18 protein-coding genes are annotated in these 22,773 nt (G+C 47.7%); 9 read left to right on the top strand and 9 right to left on the bottom strand.

What is annotated here, in order from left to right; translation table 11 throughout:
- Window positions 1-122 precede the first annotated feature (122 nt).
- Window positions 123-1,349, bottom strand: coding sequence for an imidazolonepropionase (gene hutI, locus FHS56_RS03535; protein ID WP_166918487.1), 1,227 nt, complete (start codon window positions 1,347-1,349; stop codon window positions 123-125).
- Between the two features lie 130 nt (window positions 1,350-1,479).
- On the opposite strand from hutI, the gene FHS56_RS03540 reads away from it, so the two are divergent.
- The 6 genes from FHS56_RS03540 (at window position 1,480) to FHS56_RS03565 (ending at window position 8,204) form a co-directional block, all read left to right on the top strand.
- Window positions 1,480-2,094: a hypothetical protein gene (locus tag FHS56_RS03540; RefSeq protein ID WP_166918488.1), complete on the top strand. Its 615-nt coding sequence runs from the start codon at window positions 1,480-1,482 to the stop codon at window positions 2,092-2,094.
- Between the two features lie 103 nt (window positions 2,095-2,197).
- A complete protein-coding gene (gene ispE / locus FHS56_RS03545; RefSeq protein WP_166918489.1) occupies window positions 2,198-3,013 on the top strand; it encodes a 4-(cytidine 5'-diphospho)-2-C-methyl-D-erythritol kinase in 816 nt (271 codons plus the stop codon).
- A 62-nt stretch (window positions 3,014-3,075) separates the two neighbouring features.
- The gene (locus FHS56_RS03550; RefSeq protein WP_166918490.1) at window positions 3,076-5,145 is read left to right on the top strand and encodes a carboxy terminal-processing peptidase; all 2,070 of its coding nucleotides are present in this window, start codon (window positions 3,076-3,078) and stop codon (window positions 5,143-5,145) included.
- 24 nt (window positions 5,146-5,169) lie between these two features.
- Window positions 5,170-5,319, top strand: a complete 150-nt coding sequence (locus FHS56_RS03555; protein WP_166918491.1) for a TonB-dependent receptor — start codon at window positions 5,170-5,172, stop codon at window positions 5,317-5,319.
- Window positions 5,320-5,478: 159 nt separating this feature from the next.
- Complete coding sequence (asnB, locus tag FHS56_RS03560; RefSeq protein WP_166918492.1) at window positions 5,479-7,377, top strand: asparagine synthase (glutamine-hydrolyzing); 1,899 nt, start codon at window positions 5,479-5,481, stop codon at window positions 7,375-7,377.
- An 8-nt stretch (window positions 7,378-7,385) separates the two neighbouring features.
- A complete protein-coding gene (locus FHS56_RS03565) occupies window positions 7,386-8,204 on the top strand; it encodes a geranylgeranylglycerol-phosphate geranylgeranyltransferase (protein ID WP_166918493.1) in 819 nt (272 codons plus the stop codon).
- Here FHS56_RS03565 and FHS56_RS03570 read toward each other — a convergent pair.
- Window positions 8,190-8,882, bottom strand: coding sequence for a hypothetical protein (locus tag FHS56_RS03570; protein ID WP_166918494.1), 693 nt, complete (start codon window positions 8,880-8,882; stop codon window positions 8,190-8,192). The genes FHS56_RS03565 and FHS56_RS03570 overlap by 15 nt on opposite strands.
- 305 nt (window positions 8,883-9,187) lie before the next feature.
- On the opposite strand from FHS56_RS03570, the gene FHS56_RS03575 reads away from it, so the two are divergent.
- Window positions 9,188-10,921 (top strand): phospho-sugar mutase, encoded by a 1,734-nt coding sequence (locus FHS56_RS03575; RefSeq protein WP_166918495.1) that lies wholly within the window; start codon window positions 9,188-9,190, stop codon window positions 10,919-10,921.
- 112 nt (window positions 10,922-11,033) lie between these two features.
- Here the strand turns inward: FHS56_RS03575 and FHS56_RS03580 are convergent, their stop codons facing one another.
- The 5 genes from FHS56_RS03580 to FHS56_RS03600 all read right to left on the bottom strand — a co-directional run bounded on the left by FHS56_RS03580 (window position 11,034) and on the right by FHS56_RS03600 (window position 19,256).
- Window positions 11,034-12,470, bottom strand: a complete 1,437-nt coding sequence (locus FHS56_RS03580) for a SusD/RagB family nutrient-binding outer membrane lipoprotein (protein ID WP_166918496.1) — start codon at window positions 12,468-12,470, stop codon at window positions 11,034-11,036.
- Between the two features lie 13 nt (window positions 12,471-12,483).
- Window positions 12,484-15,222, bottom strand: a complete 2,739-nt coding sequence (locus FHS56_RS03585; protein ID WP_166918497.1) for a SusC/RagA family TonB-linked outer membrane protein — start codon at window positions 15,220-15,222, stop codon at window positions 12,484-12,486.
- 104 nt (window positions 15,223-15,326) lie between these two features.
- Window positions 15,327-16,262, bottom strand: a complete 936-nt coding sequence (locus FHS56_RS03590; protein ID WP_166918498.1) for a helix-turn-helix transcriptional regulator — start codon at window positions 16,260-16,262, stop codon at window positions 15,327-15,329.
- A gap of 135 nt (window positions 16,263-16,397) precedes the next feature.
- A complete protein-coding gene (locus FHS56_RS03595) occupies window positions 16,398-17,561 on the bottom strand; it encodes an acyl-CoA dehydrogenase (RefSeq protein ID WP_394352646.1) in 1,164 nt (387 codons plus the stop codon).
- A 54-nt stretch (window positions 17,562-17,615) separates the two neighbouring features.
- Window positions 17,616-19,256: a pyruvate dehydrogenase complex dihydrolipoamide acetyltransferase gene (locus tag FHS56_RS03600; protein WP_166918499.1), complete on the bottom strand. Its 1,641-nt coding sequence runs from the start codon at window positions 19,254-19,256 to the stop codon at window positions 17,616-17,618.
- A 139-nt stretch (window positions 19,257-19,395) separates the two neighbouring features.
- Here FHS56_RS03600 and FHS56_RS03605 point away from each other — a divergent pair, with 139 nt between their 5' ends.
- Window positions 19,396-20,481 (top strand): type I restriction enzyme HsdR N-terminal domain-containing protein, encoded by a 1,086-nt coding sequence (locus FHS56_RS03605; protein ID WP_166918500.1) that lies wholly within the window; start codon window positions 19,396-19,398, stop codon window positions 20,479-20,481.
- Window positions 20,482-20,536: 55 nt separating this feature from the next.
- Window positions 20,537-21,079, top strand: a complete 543-nt coding sequence (locus FHS56_RS03610; protein WP_166918501.1) for an acyl-CoA thioesterase — start codon at window positions 20,537-20,539, stop codon at window positions 21,077-21,079.
- On the opposite strand, the gene FHS56_RS03615 is transcribed toward FHS56_RS03610, so the two are convergent.
- Both FHS56_RS03615 and tsaE read right to left on the bottom strand, forming a co-directional pair.
- On the bottom strand, window positions 21,059-22,285 hold the full coding sequence (locus tag FHS56_RS03615; protein ID WP_166918502.1) for an alanine dehydrogenase: 1,227 nt from the start codon (window positions 22,283-22,285) through the stop codon (window positions 21,059-21,061). The two genes, FHS56_RS03610 and FHS56_RS03615, sit on opposite strands and share 21 nt — an antisense overlap.
- Window positions 22,278-22,706 (bottom strand): tRNA (adenosine(37)-N6)-threonylcarbamoyltransferase complex ATPase subunit type 1 TsaE, encoded by a 429-nt coding sequence (tsaE, locus tag FHS56_RS03620; protein ID WP_166918503.1) that lies wholly within the window; start codon window positions 22,704-22,706, stop codon window positions 22,278-22,280. The genes FHS56_RS03615 and tsaE overlap by 8 nt, the downstream gene beginning before the upstream one ends.
- Between the last annotated feature and the right edge of the window lie 67 nt (window positions 22,707-22,773).

Below are 22,773 nucleotides of genomic sequence, written 5' to 3' on the forward strand. Positions count from 1 at the left end.
TCCCTTCCACCTAACTAAGGCTGTATTTTGTAAGCTCTGAAAAACAACGCCATTTAACAGCTGACGATACAGGAAGCAAGCATCTCGCCCGTAGTTACCAAAACAACACACACAGGCATAGCTTACACCAAACGTTCACCACGCGCCCATACGCCCCAGGGCTTCATGCGCCCCTGTGCATACCATATCTCCCGATGGTCGTTTGTGGGGAAGACCGCCAAATCACACCAGAAGCCGGCTTGCAAACGCCCGACCTCTTGTCCCAAACCTAAGGCATGCGCCGCACGATAGGTAATGGCTGCCCACAACTCGGCACTGCTCAACTTCTCGTAAATACCCAGCAAGGCAGTTTGTACCAACAGGTCGCCCATAGGTGCCGAACCGGGATTCCAATCCGAGGCAACAGCAACGATACAACCAGCATCCAACAAGCGGCGTGTGGGTGCAAAAGGAATACCCAAACCTAAAGAAGCACCGGGCAATACCACCGCTACAGTGTCAGAAGCCGCCAAAGCAGCAATGTCTTCTTGAGCAGATGCTTCGAGGTGGTCGGCACTTTGAGCCTTCAACTCAACAGCTAAACGTGCCCCTCCCGGCGTAAATTGGTCGGCGTGCACGGTAATATGAAATCCTTTGGCTGCTGCCTGCTGCAAATAAAAGCGCGCCTCTTCTACTGAAAAAGCGATGTCTTCCACAAAAATATCGACACGCCCACTTAAGCCTTCTTCTTTCACCACAGGTAGCACTTCTTCAATTAAAAATTGTAAGTACGCTTTTTTGTCTTGAAATTCCGGCGGGCAAGTGTGCGCACCTAAGAAAGTAGGCACCACGTGTGCAGCCGTACGCCGCTGCACTGCCTTAATAGCTCGTAGCATTTTCAGCTCGCCTTCTTTATCCAGAGCATAACCACTTTTTATTTCACAGGTAGTAACGCCTATAGTGTTCAAAAAATGCAGACGACGGCTGATGCCTTCTGCGAGCTCCTGCCCGGAAGCGGCACGCGTAAAACGTACCGAGCTGAGAATACCACCCCCAGCTTTGGCTATCTCTTGATAGCTCTTGCCTGCCATACGCATGCAATAGTCCATGGCACGGCTGCCCGCAAAACACAGGTGTGTGTGTGCATCTACCAAACCGGGCACCGCTACGGCTGCCTCCTCTATCCACTCGACACGTGCCGTAGGATAATCGCGCAACAGCCTATCGAAAGTCCCCACACGCACCACCCGTCCATGCTCGATAAGCACCCCCGCATTTTCCAACACCACGCATTCTTCATCTTTAATGGGTCCACGCAAAGGCATATTCTCCATACTTAGCAACTGCTCGAAAGGTCCTATGATTTTCATGATAAACCGCTTTCCTTTTGATTTCACACTGTAAAGCAAAAAAAGATGTTTTCAAAAGAAGGTGAAACTTTTTTTCGAGCAGAATCGAAAAAAAACTATATTCGTGAACAAAATCACAACAAGTAATTCAATGAAACACTTCATACACCTTACACTCGCTGCTCTTTTGGGAACATGGTTATGGACTGGCAGCAGCTGCAAGTCCTCTTCGGAAAATGGTAAGACTACAACCAACGCCGACAGCAGCGCGGTCGCAGCGCTCGACACCCCGCCAAGAATGAAGCTAACGCCCACCAACGGGAACCAGTACACGGTCGAAACCCAAGCTTTCAGTCTTGTTTTTCCAGCAGAGCCCCGTCATCAAATAGACACACTGATGCTCGCCAAAGGTGTGAAGGCTCAAAGCCATGCCTATCTTCTCGACCTTGGCTCACAAATCTTTGCCCTCATCTATATCGACTATCCCGGCAAACCCCAACCCCAACAAATCATCGAAGAAGCCAAAGCGGGCATTTTGAGTAGCTTTTATGGTGAACCCGTCATACGCAAAGACAGCTCCTTTGAGTGGCAAGGACATCCAGCAATAGAGCTGACGGCTGGCAGTACCAAAGATGGTTTATTTTTGCACTACCGCCTGTTGGCAGTAGGTCCCCGATTATACCAAATAGCGATTTCCAGCACCGATGACTTTCTGGAAGAAGACTATGTACAAGATTTTTTCAATCATTTTCAATTGAAAAAATAAATGGCTTATTGCTTAAAAAGCGGGGAGCATAGACAGCTTCCCGCTTTTTTTATAGATTGCCCTTTCATTAAAGGGCTTTTATTTATTAAAAAAGTTGGTATTTATGGCAATTGCATTTCCCAAAGCAAAAATCAATATCGGATTGTATATTACCGAGAAACGCACCGACGGTTATCACAACTTGTGCTCTTGTTTTTACCCCATTCCTTTTTATGATGTGCTGGAAATCCTGCCCGCCCCCAATTATAGTTTGCATATTTCGGGATTAAACGTGCCCGGTGCCCCCGAAGACAACCTTTGCACCAAAGCTTTCCGACTCATGCAGCAAAAGCATGGTATAGATGAAGTAGCCATCTACCTGCACAAACATATACCTATGGGAGCAGGGCTGGGCGGTGGCTCTTCTGATGCGGCTGCCACCCTGAAACTACTCAATGAACTTTTTGACCTGAAACTCCCCACTGCAATCCTCAAAGAATATGCAGCTGCTTTGGGCAGCGACTGCGCCTTTTTCATAGAGGAGCAAGCGGCAATATGTACCGGACGCGGCGAAATATGCCACCCACTCCCGCTTAGTCTTTATGGCTATCACTTGGTAGTCGTTTATCCTGAGCTACATATTAGCACTGCCAATGCGTATCGCCACATACAACCGGCGCCTGTCGGCTACGACTTGGAGCGCTTCTTGTGCACCCACGAACCCGAAGCATGGGGCACAGTGGTTGTAAACCGCTTCGAGGACTACGTGCTTGAACTATATCCTGATTTGGCTTTGTTAAAGAAACAGCTCTATGAAGCCGGTGCCTGCTATGCTTCCATGAGCGGCTCCGGTTCAGCTTTTTATGGTATATTTAAAAAACCATTGACAGACTACCAGTGGTCATATCCCACTTGGCAGTTTGCCATACAAAACGACTGAGTTGCATACGCCTAACCCCTTCAATTCGTTTGAAACCTATGAAACATAAGATTTGGTACATCATGAAAAGAGTTCTGATTGCCTTGATTCCTTTGAGCCTTGTTTTTTTGGCTTTCAAGTATCAACAAAAACAAACCTCCTCGCCCACTCTACCAGCCCAAGTGTGGGAAAAGTTTCAAGACACGCTGCCGGTCATTCGCCCGGGAGAAATGCATCAAAAGCGTGCCCGTGTGGTGAGTGAGATGGTTTCTCGCTATCATTATCGTCAGATTCCACTCAATGACTCGATGTCTTCGGCTATTTTTGATATGTATTTGAAAGAGCTGGACGAAAACAAACTTTACTTTTTAGCTTCCGACATCGAAGACTTTGAACAATACCGTTATGCCCTCGACGACCACCTGCTTGCCGGTGATGTAAGCGTGGGCTTCTACATTTTCAATGTGTATTTGCGGCGCAATGCCGAACGCATACAACGTAATATGCACATCATCCGCCAAGGCTTCGACTTCTCCAAAGACGAAGTCTATGACCGCAACCGCAGCCAAGCGAAGTGGGCACAGTCTATGACTGAACTGGACGAAGCATGGCGCAAGGTACTCAAAGACCAGTTCCTTACTTCCAAACTCGCAGGCGAAGCCGACAGCGCCATTCAAAACCGCCTGATTAAGCGCTATGAACGCCTGCAAAAGTCCATCATGCAAACCAATGCCGAAGATATATTTAGCAGCTACCTAAATGCACTGGCACACACCTACGACCCTCACACTGCCTACCTCTCGCCTATCGATGCCGATAATTTCCGCAGCAGCATGCGTCGTTCGCTGGAGGGCATCGGTGCTGTACTCTCTACCGAAAACGACTACGTTATCATACGCGAAGTGCGCCCGGGCGGTCCTGCCTACAAGAGCGGCAAGCTGCACCCCAATGATAAAATCATAGCCGTAGCCCAAGGCGATGAGGGTGAGTTTGTGGATGTAGTCGGCTGGCGTCTCGACGAAGTGGTACAAATGATTCGCGGTCCTCGGGGCACAGTAGTGCGCCTGCTGGTTTTGCCTGCCAAAGACGGTGCCAATGCCAAACCCATGGAAGTACGCATGGTGCGCGAAAAAATCACCTTTGAAGAACAATCGGCACAGAAGAAAGTGATTGTTTATACTGACAACAAAGGCAAAAAACACAAAGTAGGTGTTATACAAGTGCCTGCCTTTTATATCAATATCGAAGAGTATCAGCAAGGGAAACCCGACTACAAAAGTACTACCAACGACGTGCGCCGCCTGATAGGTGAGCTGCAAGCCGAAGGCATCGAAGGCTTGGTCATAGACCTCCGTTACAATGGGGGAGGCTCTTTGAAAGAAGCCATCGACTTGACCAGCTTGTTTATCCCACGTGGTCCGGTGGTGCAGGTCAAAGACGTAGATGGCAAGGTGCGTGTAAACCAAACCGAAGAGGTAACCCAAGTGTATGACGGCAAATTGGTGGTTTTGGTGAACCGCCTGAGCGCCTCCGCCTCGGAAATATTTTCCGGCGCCATTCAGGACTACCGCCGCGGGCTAGTCATTGGGGAAACTACCTTCGGCAAAGGCACTGTGCAAAGTGTCATTGACTTGGCTCGCTACATAGGCGAGCAAAACCAAGGGCAGCTCAACATCACTTTGGCAAAGTTCTACCGCATCTCGGGCGAGAGCACCCAGCTCAAAGGCGTTACGCCTGACATTCAGCTTCCCAGCTTCTACCCGGAAGATGAAGTAGGCGAAGCCTCCTATCCTACTGCCTTGCCATGGGATAAAATAGCACCCGCTTCCTACAAAACTCTGAACTTTTTGAGTGAAAAGACAATAAAGCAGCTGCAAAAGCAGTATGATAAGCTGGTGCAAGAAAAAGAATACATGCAAAAGCTGCTCAGCGACATACAAAAGACGCGTGAACGCTATAAACGTACTACGGTAAGCCTCAACGAAAGTAAACGAAAGGCAGAAATGGAAACAGAGCGTGAGCAAAAAGATGACGATGAAATCGAAAGCAACAACACACAGGAGAACTCGCAAGAAAAACCCAAAGTAGTCGATTTCTCGCAAGAAAAAGACGCCTACTTGAAATTAGCTACAGAAATGCTTTTAAGTTGGTAAGCTCACCCAATCGCTTACGTAGCAATGTCCCTTCTTTCCGCATCTGCCGGCATACAAAACCTATTGAATGCTTACCAGAAAGACTTTGACAGAGGGGCACAGCGCGATTCCAACTATATCTATGGACCAGCGCGCCCCCGCACTTTCAGCATAGGCATACGCCTGCAGCCCTAAGCTTACAAGGTGGCTTTCTTTTGAAAAACCACCTTTGATTTCGTTTGTCTTTGAGCTTTATTCTCAAAGTACAATCTGTTTATCTCTGGCAGTCTATAAAAAATTGGCTGCTGTTATTTAATTTGGGTTATCTTTGAAACAAAAGCAAGCTGTTTTTTTATGTGTGGAATCACCGGCGTGTATGCCTTCAACGAAATCGGGCGTATTGCTCTAATTCATCTGCAGCAGGCAACCCAAAGCCTTGCACACCGAGGACCCGATGCACAAGATTCTTTTATAGATTATTTCGTGGGCATGGGGCATTGCCGCTTGTCTATCATAGACCTGTCGGCGGCTGCCAATCAACCCATGAGCGACGAGAGCGGGCGTTATGTGATTGTTTTCAACGGAGAAATATACAACTACCGTGCGCTGCGTGAACACCTGAAAGAGATGGGCTATTCGTTTCGCACACAGTCAGATACGGAAGTATTGTTGAATGCCTACCGTCATTGGGGGAAAGACTGCCTGCATCAGCTACACGGCTTTTTTGCCTTTGCTATCTACGACAAAGAAGACAAAAGTTTATTTTTAGCCCGTGACCGTTTCGGCATCAAGCCACTGTATTGGTACTTAGATGAAGACCGTTTTTTGTTTGCCTCTGAATTGCGTGCCATTCTGCATTATGGCATAGAAAAAAAAGTGAATGCCACCGCTCTGCTGGCATACCTCCAGCTAAACTATGTACCTGCCCCCCTCAGCATGCTGGATGCTGTGCAGCAACTCGAACCCGGACACTTTATTTTGCTGCGTAGGCGTGAAATGACCAAAAAGTGCTACTATGCTATAGCGCCCCAAGCCGCTACCACACCGCCCCCAGACTATGAAAAAGCCCAGAAAACACTGCGCGACCTTTTGGAAAAATCTGTGGCTAAACGCCTGATTGCCGATGTGCCCGTAGGCACTTTTCTAAGTGGCGGCATCGACTCCTCTATAGTCAGTATTTTGGCAGCCCAGCAGGGGCAAAAGATACAGGCTTTTTCGGTCAGTTTTCCAGAAAACCGCTTCTACGACGAGCTCCCCTACGCCGAAGCCGTCGCAAGGCAATACCACATGGAGCATCTTGTATTTGAGCTGCGCGAATATGACATGCTGCATCATATCGACCACATACTGGCGCACTTCGACGAGCCCTTTGCCGATTCTTCTGCGGTAGCTGTTTACATGATTAGCAAACAGGCAAGCTGCAAAGTAAAAGCTATTTTGTCGGGTGATGGTGCAGACGAAGTTTTTGGTGGTTATCAAAAGCATTTGGCAGAGTATTATGCACGCCGCTGGGCATCATGGGCATGGTTGTTTGCATTGCCTTATCAGATAAGCCGGCACCTGCCCCAACATAGGGGCGGTTTCTTGCCCAATAAAATACGACAATTCAATCGTTTTGTAGAAGGGGTGCGTTTGACTCCCCAAGAACGCTACTGGCGGTGGGCTTGCATTGCCGGGTACCAGCAGGCACTTCAGTTGCTTCAACCTGCCTTCAAAGAAGCTCAAAGCCTCAAAAGTTTTGAAGACTTACGCCTTGGCTATATTCAAAACATTAGCGGATACGACCTGAACGAAGTTTTGCATGCAGACCTGCGTTTGGTGCTTCCGAACGACATGTTGAAAAAAGTAGATAGCATGTCTATGGCACATGCATTGGAAGTGCGGGTGCCGTTTCTGGACCACGAAGTAGTCGAGTTTGCCTTTTCACTGCCGGGCAGTTACAAAGTGTCGGGGGGCATGCGCAAACGCCTCTTACAGGACACCTTCCGCGAATTGCTGCCCAAAATGCTGTATAAACGCCCCAAAAAAGGCTTTGAGGTGCCTATTGCCGAATGGCTGCGCGGTCCTTTGCGCTGGCGCGTAGAGCACGAATGGTTAGAAGAAGATTTCATCCAAACGCAAAGCATTTTTGACGTTCATGCAGTCAATCAGCTCAAAAAACAATTGTTTTCCAATAATCCGGGCGATGCTCATGCACGCCTGTGGGCACTGATTTCGTTTCAAGTATGGTGGAAAAAAGTATTTCAAAGCTAAATGCTGTCATGCGCTTGCTGCGCCTGCCCAATCTGCTCATGATAGTGCTGGTGTTGGTGTTCAGCAAGTATTTCCTTTATGAGCACAGCCTGCATGCCCTCTTGGATGCTTCTTTTTGGCTGTTTGTGGGCAGCGTGGTATGCACTGCAGCAGCAGGCTACATCATCAACGATTATTACGACATAAAAATAGATGCCATCAACCGCCCCCAAAGGGTGGTAGTTGGACGACACATCAGCCGGCGGCAAGGCTTGTTGCTCTATACCCTGCTCAATGTTTTAGGTCTTCTGCTTGCTTTTCCTCTGTCGCTCTTTCTTGCTATGGCTGTATTAGGGGTTCAGTTCTTGCTTTGGTTTTACTCTGGTGTATTAAAGCGTACCGCCTTTTGGGGCAATGCCTTGATTGCCCTACTTTCTGCCCTCCCCTTGTTGTTGCTTGCCCTGCTCGAGAAAGAAGCTTCTCCCACCCTTTGGCTTTATGCCTGCTTTGCGTTTATCATGACGCTCATCCGCGAAATAGTCAAAGACTTGGAAGACCTGCACGGCGACCGCACCCACGGATGCCGCACCCTGGCTATTTTATGGGGGCTACCCCAAACAAGAAAGCTGCTGTATGTCTTGCTCGTGTTTATGGGCATTCTTCTGCTGGGCAGCTACTGGCTGCTGCCGGTGCGGGCTGCCATTTATCTGCTAAGCACCACAACGCCGGCTGCGGCTTACCTGCTTTGGAAGCTGGCTCATGCAGACACCCAAAAGGAGTTTCATTTTTTGAGTCAATACTTAAAGTTTATGATGCTGTTGGGCATCAGCAGTCTATTGTTTTTGTGAAACCCACTGCCTGTAGAACTGCCATGCAAGCTCTGCATAGGCATAACGAATAGAATGGTAACGCCCATAAGGGAAAGCTTTTACTCTCATCCAGTCAAGCACTTCTTGTTCGCTTGCCTCAATACCATAATTATAGAGGGCTGCCAAAAAACGAATGCGCTTAGCCGGCGGCGCTTGCTTCAACCAAGAAAAACGGGCATATGCCACACAAAAAAAGGCTTTTAAATACAGGAGCTGCCCTTTGAGCTCTGTCAATTGCTGCAAACGCCTATGTCGTTGCTGTTCTGGCGTCTCTCCTTTTAGGTAGGGCAAAGGATTGGCACAATGGCAGTTTGCTGCCAAGTGCTCTAAGGTTTCTGCAAAAGAGGGCTTCATTTGAAAAAGTCCTATGGAAAAATTGGCGTAACCTGCCCCATAGCGCACATACAACTGCTGTAAGAGATAAATTTCTGCCTCATCGCGCCACAACGAATAACGCAACAACTCGGGATACACCACCGCCCAAGCTTCGGGCAACAGTGTGTCGCCTAAAAGGCGCTCTCCTTCCGGAGCATAAGCCTCCAATTGCTGGCAGGCTGCCCGATGGGCATCGGCAAAATAGTGCTCTGCCGGAGGCTGAGCACCTACCCCAAACACGCTCCCAAAAAAATAAAGCGCCAAGTAAAAGAACCTTTTCATTTTTACGGAGTATATACTTTTATTGCTGTGGCAAGCAAAGAAAAAATAGAGAATATGAACGACGGAAACAAATCCTTCGAAAAAACATTCAATGATACTTGTAAACGGTACCGCAAAAAAGTTCGTCCGGCTACAAGAATGAGCGCTTGCAAATACAGGGTCCCCCCTTCATACCCATGCATGTAGGCTTTATAAAAAGAACGGCAAAATTTAAGTGGCATTATTTATGCGCGACATTTCGCAAGCTGTTTTTTGCTCACACTCGCTTATTTTTGTGATTCTTCATACCCAAAAACCTTCATTCTATGACTACCAATACAACACTATCGCCAGAAATAGAAGCACGAGTAAAGGAATGGACACAACCGCCCTTCGATGAAGATACATGCCAGGCGGTGCTTCAAATGCTTAAAGAAGGCAATATTCAAGCCCTCCAAGATGCTTTTTACACAGACTTAGAATTCGGCACCGGTGGCTTGCGTGGCATCATGGGCGTAGGCACCAACCGCATGAACCGTTACACTGTGGGCTTGGCTACTCATGGATTGGCACTCTATTTAAAAGAGCAGTTTCCTAATGAGCAACTGCGTGTAGCCATAGCACACGACAGCCGGCACCAAAGCGATTATTTTGCCCAAGTTACTGCCAGTGTATTTTCAGCACATGGTATTGAAGTTTTTTTATTTGACAACCTGCGTCCTACCCCACTGCTTTCGTTTGCTATACGGGAACTGAAATGCCATAGCGGGGTAGTCATCACAGCCTCTCACAACCCACCTGCCTATAACGGCTACAAAGCCTACTGGAAAGACGGAGCACAGTTGGTAGCACCCCACGACCAAGCCGTTATACAAAAAGTAAAGCAGGCGCGCATAGAAGAAGTACCGCTCAGCGCCCGCCCCGAGCTGATTCATACCATCGGTCCAGAGCTGGAAGAGCGCTATGTACAAAAGATTTGTGCTCTGTCCATTCAAAGAGAATGCGTGGAAAAACACAGCCACATGCCCATTGTATATACCCCCTTGCATGGCACAGGCATCACCTTGGTGCCTCGACTGATGCAACGGTGGGGCTTTCATAACTTACATGTGGTAGAAGCGCAAGCCCAACCCGACGGTAGCTTCCCTACGGTGAAGTACCCCAATCCAGAAGAGACAGAAGCCCTAAAACTGGCTATAGAACTGGGCAAGAAAGTAAAAGCAGCCCTCATATTGGCAAATGACCCCGACGCCGACCGTCTGGGCATTGCTGTACCCGATGACTCGGGCGAGTATGTACTGCTCAACGGCAACCAAACCGCCTGCCTTTTGCTCTACTACCTTGCCAAGCACCGAAAAACCGACACCCTGCCGCTCTATATCGTCAAAACCATTGTGAGCACTCCTCTCATAGAAAAAATAGCAGAGGCACACGGACTCCGTTGCTACGATACCCTTACCGGTTTTAAGAACATCGCTGCCATCATGCGCCAAAAAGAAGGGGTGGAGCAGTTCCTGATGGCTGCCGAAGAAAGCTATGGTTATCTGATAGAAGACTTCGTGCGCGACAAAGATGGCATTTCGGCTTGTGCCATGATAGCCGAAGTAACTGCTTGGGCAAAAGAGCACTACGGTGGATTGTTGCAGTTGCTCAGGCATATACACCTTGAATATGGGCTTTATTACGAAGGGCTCTTGTCTATTACTAAAGAAGGGGCAGAAGGGCAAGCAGTGATACAAGCAATGATGCAGGCTTTTCGCGAACAGCCCCCAAGAACTTTAGGAGGAAGCCCCGTAGTAGAAATACGCGACTATCTCAAAAAGAAGGCATGGAACCCCTCTTCCGAGAAAGCGCGCGCGCTGGATACTCCCGCTTCCAATTTGCTGCAGTTTCTTACCGAAGAAGGCGCCTTGGTTTCGGTGCGCCCCTCGGGTACGGAACCCAAAATCAAATTCTATTTTAGCGTATCGGCGCCTCTCACCTCCGCAAGCGATTATGGCAATACACTCAAACAACTGCAAGAGAAAATAAAGCAGCTGCAACAAGAGATGCTAAAATAAAACGCAAAGCAAACAAACAAAGGCACCCGAAAAGGTGCCTTTTCTTTTCCTGCCTAAAACCAAGACAGACCGCTTCGGCGGTCTGTCTTGGGGAGTATCCTACAGAGGATATTTAATTTCTATCCCAGAAGAGTTTGACAGTGGGTATGTCATCCCCTCCTATTTTCTGTACTGCTGCTCTCCAGTTAGCTTCATTCAGGTTTTGCTCCTGTACCGGATAAGGATAGCGCACCGGTACCACAGGCCATTGAGCATCGGGAGGTGCTTCCAAGGTAGGTGCATCAAAGAAACGCCAGTAGGTCCAAGCTTCCCAGCCACGATTGTACATCGCTACCCACATTTGTTCACCGATATCAGTGGTACCGCTATAAGGAAGTCCGCTCGCAAAAGCACTGGCTGCAGGATGATCTACCCCCCAATACTCAGCCGAAGCAATCACTGCATTTTTAAAGTGGCTCGAGGCAGCTCCTCCTACATTGTATCCACGCTCGACAGCTGCTGCCAGCAAGAACTCAACTTCCACATAATCCAGGAGGATGTGCTCAGCATTCGGGGCAGTTACAATATCGCTTGGCTTCGAGTAAGTAGCATAGTTGTTGTTGTCCCCGTATATTCCACCCGAATAGCCACCACTTGCGTCTTTCGTGAAATAGAAAGGCACCCGAGGGTCACTTTTTGCATTCATAGAATCAACCAGGGTATTGGCTGCCACAAAATCTTTACGCCCTGATTGCACCAAGTCAACCCATACGGGGTTGGTATTGGGTGGAGCAGATAAGTAACGGAAAGCTGCGCGCTCTGCTTGACTGGTAAATACCCCCTTGCTGACAGCGTCTTCCACGGCTGCTTGTGCATTGAAACCCGGAACATCTGCCAAGAGCATGGCAATGCGAAGCTTCAAGCTGGCTGCGAACTTTTTCCAGAGGTTTATGTCGTCGCCATAAATCAGGTCATAAGCACCGAAAGCCTCATAACCATTGTCCAGCTTGGCATAGGCTGCATCGATACGTGTCAGCAAGTTCCGCACTATATCATAGGCATCATCGTAAGCCGGCTGTGGGTTGTTGATGTCCATCGCCTGTGAATAAGGAATGTCGCCATAGGTAAACACAAGGATATGCCATGCGTACACCTCTACGAGTTCGGTAATGGCTTCACGGTTGGCACGGATTTTAGCATCGGTGGTACCTGCCGCATACTTTTCCTCTGCATACAAACGTTTGGCTTCCCGCAAATTCTTGATTACACCCAGGTAAATCCTATTCCAAAAGTTTTGAGGAATGTTACGAGTTGCCAAGTCGTAGTTAGACTCATCAATATAAGTAGTTTGCGCCCATTGTTGAGCCAAGAGGCGGAAAATGCCGGAGTTCACGTTGGGCGTTGCCAATTGGTCACTCAAATTACGCACTGCGTTGGCAAACAAGGTCTCTGAAGGCACCTTTGAGGGTACCTTGGGGTTTTCGTTTAGTTTGGTCAGGTCTTTACAACCATACGAGATGGTCAGTAAAAACAAGGCGACCAATGCCAATATTTTATTTGCTCTTTTCATAGAAATCAATCGTTTAGAATTGTACTTTCAAGTTGAAGCCGATATTACGAACCGTAGGATAAGAACCTACTTGGTAACCTTGAATATTACCAGCACTCATGCCGTCTTCAGGATCTGCATAAGGCAGATTTTTGTGCAGGATAGCCAAGTTACGTCCAACTATCGACAGAGACGCTCCCTTTACAATGCCCAGACGAGAGGTGATTTTCTCTGGGAATCGGTAAGAGAGGGCTAGTTCACGCAATTTGATATAGCTGGCGTCGTAAACAAAACCGGCTGCAGGATTACGACGATAACCAAAAGTACCAAAGGTTACAGCCGAAGCATATACGTCGTTGGGCGACCCATCGGGCTTCACACCAGGGAAGAGCACCCCACCACCCTGACTTACAGGGTCACGCACAGGATTGCCTTTGTCGTTCAAGCCGGCAGTTTCTGGATACAAACCGGTTGCCATACCATAATACAGGTCCAAAGAGAAAACATCGCCCCCCTGACGCATGTCAATCAAAGCGCTCAGTGATACGTTCTTATAGGTGAAAGTATTCGTTACACCGGCTATCCAGTTAGGATTCAAGTTGCCAATGATCTCGTTAGAGGTAGTTGTTCTCCGATAGTAGCCCGTAGCAGGATCTACTACTTTCTGCCCATTGAGATATACAAAGTTGGTTCCACGAATGGTACCGTAGGGTTGTCCCAGAGCAGCATTGATGCTCACACCGCCTTGCATAGAGGCTAAGAGAATGTTGTCGATACCGGGAGCCAATTCAAGCACCTTGTTGCGGTTGCGGGTCCAGTTAGCCGAAATTTTCCAAGTAAAGTTGTCAGTTCTTACGGGCTCACCAAATAATTGTACTTCCCATCCTTGGTTTTGCACATTACCGGCATTGATATAAACAGCACTATAACCAGTAGTACGAGATACCTGTGTCGGGATAATTTGATCCAAGGTATTTTGCTTGTAGTAGGTTACATCAAAGCCAATACGTCCGTCGGCAAAGATGGCTTCCAAACCTACTTCATAGCTGCGCGTACGCTCAGGCTTCAGATCAGGATTGTTTTTTACACTGGGTGCAGTAGCCAAAGCAGCACTGCCAAAGGGAGAGTTCACCAAGAAGTAGTCGCCTACGGAGTTGAAAGGCGCTGTGTTACCTACTTCTGCGTAGTTGGCACGTAGCTTGGCTCCAGTCAACCAATCGAAATCCAACAATTCAGAGAATACAAAGCTCAAAGAAGCAGAAGGATAGTAGTAAACGTTCTTACCTTTGGGCAAGGTAGAAGATTCATCACGACGGGCAGTCAGGTCTAAGAACAGCAAATTGTTGTAGCCCAAAGTAGCGCCGGCATACACGCCATTCACCTGGATGTCCGAGAAACCTTCGGAAGGAGCTTCCAGCGGGTTGCGAGAGTTTGACAAAGCAAACAAACCAGGGATTACCAAGCCGTTATTGGTAGCAGCATAAATGGACTCTATTGTAGTACGACGAATGTTGATACCAAACAAACCTTTTGCGCTAAGTGCTCCAAACGCTTTATTGGCACGTGCCAAGAAGTCGTAGTTGGTTTCACGGTAGCGGCGGTTGAAGCGAGAGTAAGAAGAAACACCTACAGTACCTACATCTTTACGCTCTTCTTGCTGTTCATCGTAGGCATCCAATGACACACGCCCTTGCAGATTCAACCAGTCGGTAGCTTTGTAGTCCAACTGAGCATAGCTCAAAGTACGTACGCGATTATCATTTTCATAGTTACGATAGCGCACGAAATAGGGGTTGTCCCAATAAATAGGCACTAAGTCGCTGGGGTCAGCCCAGTTCCATGTAATATTCTTCTCGCCAGAGCGGAAGAAGGCATCCTCTTGTTCTTTCAAGTCCACGTTTACTGCCCACCACTGGCGGAAGTTGGTCATCATGTTTTGTTCGTCGTAACCGGTTCCGTAACGTCCTAAACCTTTCACGGTAGTCAAATTCACCGAAGCGGTAGCAGTCAAACGGTTGGTGATGTTGTAAGCAGCTGAAAAGTTGGCATAGTTCTTTTTCAACTCGCTGTTGGGCAGCAGACCAGTTTCATCGGTGCGGGTGTAGCCCAGTTTGTACCAGCCTTTGTCAGAGCCACCACTAATCAATATGTTGTTGTTGGTCTGCACAGGCTTTTGCAAGAAGTACGAAGGTCCATTCTTGGCAGCTACCCAAGGTTTAGGCTTCCCAAAGTTAGGTGAAGTAGGGTCGAAAGCTTCCCAGTCATATACCAGCAAGTTGGGATCGAAAGGTGCACCGTAAGAGGCATCTTCAGAAGTAGGAGCCACCAAATCGAGATTTCCATCACCATCTACATCACGATAAAGGAAAAATCCAGAGGGATCTTCATAATAAGGACCATAGCCTTGACCATATTTCTTTTGATAGGTGGGGAAGGTAGAGTTGATGATACTACCGAAAGTAACGCCGGTATTTACAGTAATACCCAGCCCTTTTTTACCTTTCTTGGTAGTAATCATTACCACACCATTGGCTGCGCGAGAGCCATAAAGCGCAGTAGCTGCAGGACCTTTCAGTACAGTAATCGACTCGATGTCGTCGGGGTTGATGTCGGCAGCGGCATTACCATAGTCATAACCACCACGTCCGGTGCGTTGAGCAGTAGTATTAGGCGTTGAGTTGTCCACAGGCACCCCGTCAATCACAAACAGTGCCTGGTTATCGCCCGTGATAGACTTAAAGCCACGAATCACTACATTGGTAGAACCGCCCATGTTGTTGTTGCTTTACGATAAAACAAAGCAACCTCCTCAAGCAAAATAGCCCACCTACCGGCGGGCTGCATACTACTGTCAGGAAGTAGTTCTTTGTTCTTTGGCTATACGTTCATTAAGGAAGTACGCTTGCGCATCTTTCCTGCCGAGATACCAAACATCATTTTGAATCGACGGCAAAAATAAGCGGTATCTTTGTAGCCTACTTCACGCCCTATTTCTCTGATACTCTTTTTGGTTGTGCGCAGCAACTCCACAGCCTTTTCCATGCGCTGATACTCAATATAGTCTTGCGGGTTGATGCCCATCATGGCTTTGAAGTACTGCCCCACATAGTCTTCTGATATATTGGCTACGCTTGCCAGCACTTTGTTCGACAAATCTCCCGAAAGGTAATTTTTAATATAGTTCAGAATATCAATCAGGCGGGGGTCCTTGAAGTAGTTCATGTTGGTAGCTAACTTTTCCATGAACAAATTATTGGCAACAATATAACGCAGGATACCAATTACCAGCTCCTCGGTTTTGTTTTTCAGCATACGCTCTTTGCCTATATTCTGCTCAAACTCCTCCCACATGATGTCTTGTAGCTGTCGTTGCAAGCCGGCTTCGCGTGAGATGACAAACGGCGGTATGTCCAAATTGGCAAAAAAGCTGACGGCATCAAATATGCGTGCCGAGAAAGTAACATAACTGAAACTGTCTTCGAGCCGGGGATATAAAGCCCCCTCATTGACAGACAAAAAGAACTCCTCGCGACGCGCCAAATAATCTTCATAAGTCAACTCTTCGGCACCTTCTCCTTTGCCATAAGCAATATGCGCTTGCTTGCCAGCGGGAATAAAAAGCATATCCCCCTCTTGGACATGAATCAGTTTTTCACCTATGCGCAAGGATATGTTGCCTTTGTGAAGCAAGAAAAGGGCATTGTCAACATCGCAAAAATTTTTAATAACGAAGGGTTTTTTTATCTGCACATACCTTGCCCGCAGAAATTTAATTTCCAAGGCTTCAATGACCTTTTGAAAATCGGAGTTCATGGCTGCATTTCTTGTTTTTGTCTTAAGCATTATGAATAAGCAAACATAATAATAAAGCAGGCAAAACAAAAGGCAAAGTAGATGTTTTTTATACTACTTTGCCTTTCAAAAGAAAAATCAAAGTCTTTGATTTCACTATTTCAAGATATTGCGGGCAATGACTATTTTTTGTATCTCAGAAGTACCTTCGTAAATTTGTGTAATTTTAGCATCACGCATCAGGCGCTCTACGTGATATTCTTTCACATAGCCATAGCCACCATGTATTTGCACGGCTTCGGTGGTTACCCACATGGCTACTTCCGAGGCGTATAGCTTGGCAGTAGCAGCTGCTAAAGCATAATCTTCCCCAATATCTTTCAAGTAAGCGGCTTTGTACACCAACAGGCGAGCAGCTTCTATCTTAGCATACATTTCTGCCAGCTTGAACTGAATCGCCTGCAGCTCACAAATAGGACGCCCAAAAGCCTTCCGTTCTTTGCTGTACTGCAGCGCCAGCTCATAGGCGCCAGCTGCAATGCCCAGTGCTTGGGCAGCAATGCCTATGCGTCCACCATTTAAGGTTTCCATGGCAAACTTGAAACCGAAGCCGTCTTCGCCGATACGATTTTCTTTGGGCACCTTCACATCGGTAAACATCAAAGAGTGGGTGTCTGAGCCACGAATCCCCATCTTGTCCTCTTTTTTACCGATGGTGAAACCTTCCATGCCCTTCTCTACAATGAGCGCATTGATGCCACGGTGCCCCTTCTCCGGATGTGTTTGCGCTATAACGATATAGGTAGAAGCAGACGACCCGTTGGTAATCCAGTTTTTGGTACCATTCAACAGGTAGTAATCCCCTTTATCTTCGGCAGTGGTGCGCTGCGAGGTGGCATCCGAGCCAGCTTCGGGTTCCGAAAGACAGAATGCCCCTATTTTTTCACCCTTTGCCAGCGGCACCAAGTACTTCTGCTTTTGCTCTTCGGTGCCATATTTCTCCAATCCCCAGCATACAAGTGAGTTATTTACCGACATACACACCGAGGCAGAAGCGTCGATTTTGGAGATTTCCTCCATAGCCAGCACATAGGAGATGGTATCCATGCCTCCTCCCCCATACTTGGGGTCCACCATCATACCCATAAAACCCAGCTCGCCCATTTTTTTAATTTGCTCGGCAGGGAAGATTTGGTGGGTATCACGTTCGATAACACCGGGCAACAATTCGCGCTGAGCAAATTCGCGCGCTGCGCGCTGTACTTCCAAATGCTCTTCCGACAAGCGAAAACTCAATCCATCGGCTATTACCTGTCTCATTCTTTTGTTTATTTTAAGGTTTCTGCATGTAAACAAATATGTAAGCGAATTGTCTTATACCAACATACGTAAAGGCTCTTCCAGATTGGCTTTCAGGGTTTGCAAGAAAGCGGCTCCTACCGCTCCATCTACCACGCGATGGTCGCAAGAAAGAGTTACTTTCATGATGTTGGCTACTTTTATTTCGCCATCAACAACTACAGGCTGCTGCTGAATGCTGCCCACTGCCAAGATGCAGGCATTGGGCGGATTGATGATGGCAGTAAACTCTTCGATACCAAACATACCTAAGTTAGACACACTGAAAGTAGAACCTTCCCAGTCGGCAGGTTGAAGCTTGCGATTTTTAGCTTTTTCTGCCAGTTCTTTGGTTTCTTGCGCTATTTGCGACAAGGATTTTTGGTTGGCATAACGAATCACAGGCACCACCAGCCCTTCGGGCACTGCCACTGCCACGCCTATGTGTGCATGCTTGTAATAGCGGATTTTGTCGCCCAGCCAAGCGGCATTGACTTCTGGATGTTTGAGCAGCGCCATTGCCGTTGCTTTTACTACCAAGTCGTTGAAAGATATTTTTACAGGCGACATCTCGTTCATCTGCTTACGCGCTGCCATGGCTTTATCCATATTGATGGACACGGTAAGATAAAAGTGAGGCGCCGTGAACTTGCTTTCCGACAGACGGCGGGCGATGGTCTTGCGCATCTGGCTTACAAGCACCTCTTCGTATTCGCTTTCGGACATAGAAACGGCTGGTGCCGTCGCCAAACTTTCCGGCTTTTGTGTGGGCTCTTGTGCGGGTGCTTGCGTTTGATAAGCTTCAATATCGCGCTTTACTATGCGCCCTCCTTCACCGGTGCCCTTCACCTTGCTAAGGTCAATGCCCAGCTCTTCTGCCATGCGGCGTGCCAAGGGCGATGCCTTGATACGTCCATTTTCAGCGGTAAAAACAGCTTCTTCTTCAGACGTGGGAACCGCCTGTTTTGTAGGTGCCGTTTTTTTGTCTTTGCTTTCTTTTGTAGTAGGCGCAAGACCTTGTTTGTTGTTCAAGATATCCAATATTTCCTCCACACTCATAGGCAAGTTGTCTTCTGCCAGGATGTAGAGAATATCGTTCACGCGGACAGCCTCCCCTTCTTTTGCCCCTATGTAAATAAGTTTTCCGCCCTCGTAGGCTTCCAACTCCATGACAGCTTTGTCTGTTTCTACCTCTGCCAAAATATCACCGGGCTGAATGGTATCACCTACTTTTTTATGCCAAGCCACAATAACACCTTCGGTCATGGTGTCGCTCATCTTGGGCATGCGCTCTACTTTCACAGGTAGGTGGTGGATGTCTATATGGCTACCAGCAGAGGGGTTGGCTGGAGCGCTGCTTACTGCCTCCTTTGAATTTGCCTGCTCAATAGCAAGGGCTTCCACCTTGCTTTCCTTCAACAGGTGCTCATAAGATTCACCGGGCTCGCCCACTATATAAAGAACAGCACCTACCGAAACAGTATCACCTTCTTTGGCGCCTATATATAAAATGGTACCCGATTCATAGGCTTCCAACTCCATGACGGCTTTGTCTGTTTCTACCTCTGCCAAAATATCACCGGGTTGAATGGTATCACCTACTTTTTTATGCCAAGCCACAATAACACCTTCGGTCATGGTGTCGCTCATCTTGGGCATGCGTATTACTTCCGCCATAGCTTCGATAAGTTATGATATGTCTTGTTGTTTTCTAAAATTACCGCCAAAGTTAAATTTAATCTTACTTTCTTCAAAAAAGAAGTGCTTGAAAACAGCCGCCGCTTTTTTGTAATATTGCAAGCAAGTTAATTGTTTTTTGAAAACTACATTTCTTGTTGCTTCGATGAACGAACACGAACTAAGAGCAAAGGGGCAGCGCCGCCGCTTGTTTTATCGCCACAAGCAATACATAGAATATCCTCTTGTAGGGCAAAGTTTTCCTGCCACTCCCGAAGAAGAGGTACGCCTGAATGCCTACCTTTATTTGGTGGTTCAACGACAATACCCCCCTACATGCATCACTTTTGAGCACCCGGTCAAGATGGGCTCTTCCTACAAACGCATAGACATTGCCGTATTTGAAGACGAGCAAAAACAGAAGCCTTTTTTGTGGGTGGAATGCAAACGCCCCGATGCCAGCGAAGCGGTCATGCAGGAGGCAATCAAGCAAGTGTTCTCGTATGACAACCAATTGCCGGCGCCTTATTTATGGGTTACCAATGGAAAAAAGAACTACGTATATCACTGCGAGTGGAACGGCAAAGGACGGCAACGCTATGGCATTCCCGAAGTACCTCCTTTTGGTGGTGCCCGTCGCCGGGTTTTGTACTTTCAGCGCTTCAAGCATACGCTCCGGCAGTTTTGGCAAACCTATTTAGCCCCACAACTCCAAAAAGAGTGGGTGAGTAAGTGGTTGCTCATTAGCTTGCTACTCATCGTTTTAGGGCTGATGTTCAGCTGGTTGAATGCGCGCACGCTCACGCCTTTAGTGGTGCGCAAAACGCAATGGCTGCGCTACATCACGTTTCAGCACTTGTATTGGCTCACGGCAATAAGTAGCTCTTTCGCAGCACTGGCTATTTTGTTTCATTTCATCATTCCCAGAAAACTATCTTCCGGCATTCGGAAAAAACCGATACTGGCACTTTTTGCTTTGGCTATCATCACTGTACCGGCGGTGTTTGTTCCCCACTTGTTTTTCGGGGAAAACATAGAATGTTTTCGCTGCGCCAATTGTGCCCACCATTGGGACTGCTGGTGGACGTACGCACACTTTAAACTATACAAGCCGTCTGAATGGTTCTGGGAATACTTCACGCCTTACTTGGTGAGCACACCTGCCCAAGCTTTTGTCATACTGCTTACTTCGTGGGCATTCAAAGCCTTCGAAAAATTAACCTGATGATTACGATACTGCTTATGTCTTTAAACTTACAAAAAACAAAACACCATAAAGTATGTTTCAATTCGACCCCAGTAAACACTATCCCAAGTTGATGGATTCACCGGCTATCATACGTTTTCAGGACTGCGACCCGCTCAAGCATCTCAACAACGCCAAATATTTTGATTATTACTTCAATGCACGAGAAGACCAAATCGTGCATTTCTACGGCATGACCTCATCGGATTTTTACAGGCGCCACCATGCCACCTGGGTCATTTACAACCACAACATATCTTATGTGCGCTCGGCGTGGGTGGGCGAAATCGTGCATATCTTTTCGCACATCATTTACTATGATACCGACACCATCGTGACGGAATTTTTCATGACCGACTACGAGAAGAAAGAAATTAAGAACCTGCTGTGGACTACTTCGAAATACATAGACACACAAACGGGCAAACGCACCCCTCACCACGAAGAGGTGCTTCGCTTCTTGGAACAAGTACATGACCCGGTCGAGGGTTTTCCGCAGATTACCCACCGTGAGCGCATCAAACAGCTCAAAGCGTGGCTTCTTGAACAAGGCGCATCACAAGCCAGCAAGCAATAGGCTGATGTCGCTATATTGCATGCCTAATTTTTTGGCTACGCCAGCATTGGTAAGCTTGCCTCGGAAAGCATAGGCTCCTTTCATGAACCAAGGGTTGCGCTGCATCATCTTTTCTACCCCTCCACTTTCGCCTATTTCCAAAATCCAAGGCGTAAAAATGTTGCTTAGAGCAATGCTGGAGGTGTGGGCTACACGCGACGCGATGTTGGGCACGCAATAATGAATCACATCGTATTTTTTAAAGACGGGCTTGCGGTGAGTACGCAGTTCCGAAGTCTCGAAAACGCCCCCTTGGTCTATGCTTACATCTATAATCACGGAATTGGGTTTCATAGCACGCACCATGTCTTCGGTTACGATGCAGGGGGGACGCCCTTCTTGGGCACGTACCGCACCAATGGCTACATCGGCTTCGCTCAGGGCTTCGCGCAGCAGCAGGGTATTCAGGGTAGAGGTATATACATGTTGCCCCAGAGCGTATTTGAGGCGGCGCAGCTTGTAAATATTGTTATCGAAGATTTTCACTTCTGCCCCCAAGCCTAAAGCCGCGCGAGCGGCATATTCGGCTACGGTGCCCGCTCCAATGATGACTACTTTGGTAGGCGGCACGCCTGTGATGCCTCCCAAAATGATACCCCGCCCTTCGTTCATGGTATTGAGGTATTCGGAAGCAATCAACAGCACGGTACTGCCGGCAATTTCACTCATGGCGCGCACTACTGGCATATTGCCAGTTTTGTCTTCTATAAACTCAAAAGCAAAGCAGGTAAGGCGCTTTTGATTCACCGCCTGTATGTATTCGGCAGTGAGCTTAGCCATGGGCAGCGCCGACACCAAAGTATGATGCGGCTTCATAAGCTCCAACTCCTCGAAGGTAGGTGGCTCTACTTTCAAAACAAAATTGGCTTCAAATACCTTTTCGCGGCTATATTCAATTTGTGCTCCAGCTTCGGAATATTCACGGTCAGAGAAGTGCGCTGCATCGCCGGCACCAGCCTCCACTATCACTTCATGCCCGTTGGCAACGAGCACGGCTACGGCATCTGGAGTAATAGGCACCCTGTTTTCGAAAGTAGCCAACTCTTTGGGAATGCCTATCACCAAATGGTTCTCTTTGTTTTTCAGAAGAGCCGGCTGCTCTTGGGGGTACAACAAAGACTCTTTTGCCAATTCTTCAAAACCGCTGGCTCCCGATTGCTTACTCATAGCGTTCTATTTCAAAGATACGTTCTTCGTTCTCCCGGCGACGAATGTGAATAGACAGACGAGGTACAGGCAAATAGGGTTCTATACAGCTTGCCCACTCTATCCAACACCGGGCGCCGGAATAAAAATATTCTTCTACCCCTATATCGAGGGCTTCTTCCGGTGTATTGATGCGATAAAAATCGAAATGATAAACAGGTGCCCCGCTGGGCAAGCGGTACTCGTTCACCAAACTGAAAGTGGGACTCTGAATAGCCTCTGCAATGCCTAAGTGCTTACCTGCTGCCTGCAAAAAGGTGGTTTTTCCTGCCCCTAAGTCCCCATCCAATGCCCACACAACTATCCCTTCCGATATATCGAACACCTGCTCTACCACGTGCGGCAAGTCTTTCAAAGATGTACAACTTATTTGAATAGCCATGTACAAAAATTCGATTAGCACAAATTTAAAAAAAAGAGCAGAACCACAAGCTTTTGCTTCGAGATGG

Origin of the sequence: Thermonema lapsum, from assembly GCF_011761635.1 — a bacterium.
Lineage (GTDB): Bacteria > Bacteroidota > Bacteroidia > Cytophagales > Thermonemataceae > Thermonema > Thermonema lapsum.

Excerpts from the sequence above, each read along its gene's own strand:
- hutI (WP_166918487.1), bottom strand. The coding sequence starts at position 1,349 with ATGAAAATCATAGGACCTTTCGAGCAGTTGCTAAGTATGGAGAATATG.
- FHS56_RS03540 (WP_166918488.1), top strand. The coding sequence starts at position 1,480 with ATGAAACACTTCATACACCTTACACTCGCTGCTCTTTTGGGAACATGG.
- ispE (WP_166918489.1), top strand. The coding sequence starts at position 2,198 with ATGGCAATTGCATTTCCCAAAGCAAAAATCAATATCGGATTGTATATT.
- FHS56_RS03550 (WP_166918490.1), top strand. The coding sequence starts at position 3,076 with ATGAAAAGAGTTCTGATTGCCTTGATTCCTTTGAGCCTTGTTTTTTTG.
- FHS56_RS03555 (WP_166918491.1), top strand. The coding sequence starts at position 5,170 with ATGTCCCTTCTTTCCGCATCTGCCGGCATACAAAACCTATTGAATGCT.
- asnB (WP_166918492.1), top strand. The coding sequence starts at position 5,479 with ATGTGTGGAATCACCGGCGTGTATGCCTTCAACGAAATCGGGCGTATT.
- FHS56_RS03565 (WP_166918493.1), top strand. The coding sequence starts at position 7,386 with ATGCGCTTGCTGCGCCTGCCCAATCTGCTCATGATAGTGCTGGTGTTG.
- FHS56_RS03570 (WP_166918494.1), bottom strand. The coding sequence starts at position 8,882 with ATGAAAAGGTTCTTTTACTTGGCGCTTTATTTTTTTGGGAGCGTGTTT.
- FHS56_RS03575 (WP_166918495.1), top strand. The coding sequence starts at position 9,188 with ATGACTACCAATACAACACTATCGCCAGAAATAGAAGCACGAGTAAAG.
- FHS56_RS03580 (WP_166918496.1), bottom strand. The coding sequence starts at position 12,470 with ATGAAAAGAGCAAATAAAATATTGGCATTGGTCGCCTTGTTTTTACTG.
- FHS56_RS03585 (WP_166918497.1), bottom strand. The coding sequence starts at position 15,222 with ATGGGCGGTTCTACCAATGTAGTGATTCGTGGCTTTAAGTCTATCACG.
- FHS56_RS03590 (WP_166918498.1), bottom strand. The coding sequence starts at position 16,262 with ATGAACTCCGATTTTCAAAAGGTCATTGAAGCCTTGGAAATTAAATTT.
- FHS56_RS03595 (WP_394352646.1), bottom strand. The coding sequence starts at position 17,561 with ATGAGACAGGTAATAGCCGATGGATTGAGTTTTCGCTTGTCGGAAGAG.
- FHS56_RS03600 (WP_166918499.1), bottom strand. The coding sequence starts at position 19,256 with ATGGCGGAAGTAATACGCATGCCCAAGATGAGCGACACCATGACCGAA.
- FHS56_RS03610 (WP_166918501.1), top strand. The coding sequence starts at position 20,537 with ATGTTTCAATTCGACCCCAGTAAACACTATCCCAAGTTGATGGATTCA.
- FHS56_RS03615 (WP_166918502.1), bottom strand. The coding sequence starts at position 22,285 with ATGAGTAAGCAATCGGGAGCCAGCGGTTTTGAAGAATTGGCAAAAGAG.
- tsaE (WP_166918503.1), bottom strand. The coding sequence starts at position 22,706 with ATGGCTATTCAAATAAGTTGTACATCTTTGAAAGACTTGCCGCACGTG.